This window comes from Planomonospora algeriensis (assembly GCF_977012225.1).
The window spans coordinates 1-1,671 of record NZ_CDRNDK010000806.1 but is presented as its reverse complement, the minus strand read 5'-3'; the positions used below and the strand labels follow the sequence as shown (position 1 = coordinate 1,671).

The following is a 1,671-nucleotide window of genomic DNA, read 5'->3' as shown; positions in this document are numbered from 1 at the left end:
AGAAGCCGCATAGGCTCCGCCACAAGCGACTGTCCGGAATCTGCTGGGCACCTCACCGCGGACATCCCGGTCATCTACATCACCGTTCCGCCCGCCGCGACTCCCAAGATGATCGCGATGGAGTTCGCCCGGTTCTTCGACCTGCCCATCTCACGCCGAGGCAACATCACCGACATCGCCGACGCCGTCTGCGGTGTCAGTATCGACGCCCGTGTCTGTCTGGTCGCGATCGACGAACTCCACAACCTCAACACCGCCACCCGCGCGGGCGCTGAAGCCTCCGACACCCTGAAGTACTTCTCCGAACGCATCCCCGCGACCTTCTGTTACGCGGGTATCAGCCTGGAACGCACTGGCCTGCTCTCCGGCGCCCGCGGCGAACAGATCGCCGGACGCTTCAGCATGGTCCGCACCGGCCCGTTCGGCCAAGACCAGCAATGGAGCGCCCTCATCGCCGCTCTCGAAGACAGTCTCCGCCTGCACCACCACCGGCCCGGCGCCCTCACCAAACTTGATCGCTACCTGCACCAGCGCACCCACGGAATGATCGGAAGCCTGCTCTGGCTGATCCGCAGTGCCGCCATCAACGCCGTCCTCGACGGCACCGAAAAGATCACCCGGAAGGGCTTGGACGCCGTCGACGCCGACATCACCTCCCAGAACCCGCACCCGCCCACCAGCTGACCGATGCCGATGCTGCCCCAAGACAGAGCCGAGCAGATCCTCACCCTGCACGCAGCCGGATGGTCGGCGCGGGCCATCGCCGATCAGCTTGGCCACAGCCAGACCACCATCCGCGGCTACATCAACGGCGACAGGACACCTGGAGTGCGGGCCTCGAGGCCGAGCCTGCTCACCGACCTCCTCGCCAACTACTGTCGGCAGCGGTTCTCCGAGGATCCGGTTCTCCGGCCCAGCGCCCTGTTCAGAGAGGTGACCCAGCTCGGCTTCGAGGGAAGTCGAGCGACCTTCTACCGCGGGCTTGCTCAACGCCACCTGCTGCCAGCAGACCATCGGCCAGCCGATCCGAACGAGGACTCTCCGCAGGCTCTGGCCGAGGGCATCGACGGAGCGTCGCGCCTGTTTGTCCCTGCTCCCCAGCGCGCGCCGGTGCTGCCACGGCGGGTCGCCCCACTTGCCGGGGAGCCGCTCATCTCCTATCTGACACGACTCGCCCACGACAACCACCTCACCGTCTCCGAGGTCCTGGCCGTCCTGCCCTCCTGGTTCTCAACCAAGGTCAACAACCGCAACGACCGCGCCCAGCACCACACGCTCGTCCCTGCAACCGCGGACGCGCTGCTCGCCCTTGCTCACCTCACGGCCATCGCCGCCACCAGCCTCGCGCGCGCCCTGCCCGCCTTCCGGCACAACGACGAGGTCAGTCCCCTGCGCGCCACTACGGCCTGCCGGCGTTGCACCGCTCGCCGCGGCATCAACGAGCGCATTCCCGTCCACCTGCCCGCTCACCAGAAGATCTGCATACGCCACCGCATCTGGCTCAGCGATCCAGGCCAGCCCCACCTCGACCTCGCCGCCTGCCCGGAGATCACCATCGCTCAGCTCCGGGCCAACCGCCTTCTCCACCGACACACACCCCAGCAGCTCATGCTCACCCCCTCTGTGCCAAGCTCAAGTGAGACAAACAGGGACTAAGTGCCTTAACTGACA

At 66.7% G+C, this 1,671-nt stretch carries 2 protein-coding genes; both read left to right on the top strand.

Annotated features, from left to right (window positions below; genetic code table 11):
- The coding region (locus ACWJ6R_RS35965) for a TniB family NTP-binding protein (RefSeq protein ID WP_449066485.1) at nucleotides 1–684 on the top strand (684 nt) is incomplete at its 5' end.
- Nucleotides 685–687: 3 nt separating this feature from the next.
- Entirely contained in the window at nucleotides 688–1,656 is a 969-nt protein-coding gene (locus ACWJ6R_RS35960) for a hypothetical protein (protein WP_449066484.1), read from the top strand.
- Nucleotides 1,657–1,671 lie beyond the last annotated feature (15 nt).

Excerpts from the sequence above, each read along its gene's own strand:
- ACWJ6R_RS35960 (WP_449066484.1), top strand. The coding sequence starts at position 688 with ATGCCGATGCTGCCCCAAGACAGAGCCGAGCAGATCCTCACCCTGCAC.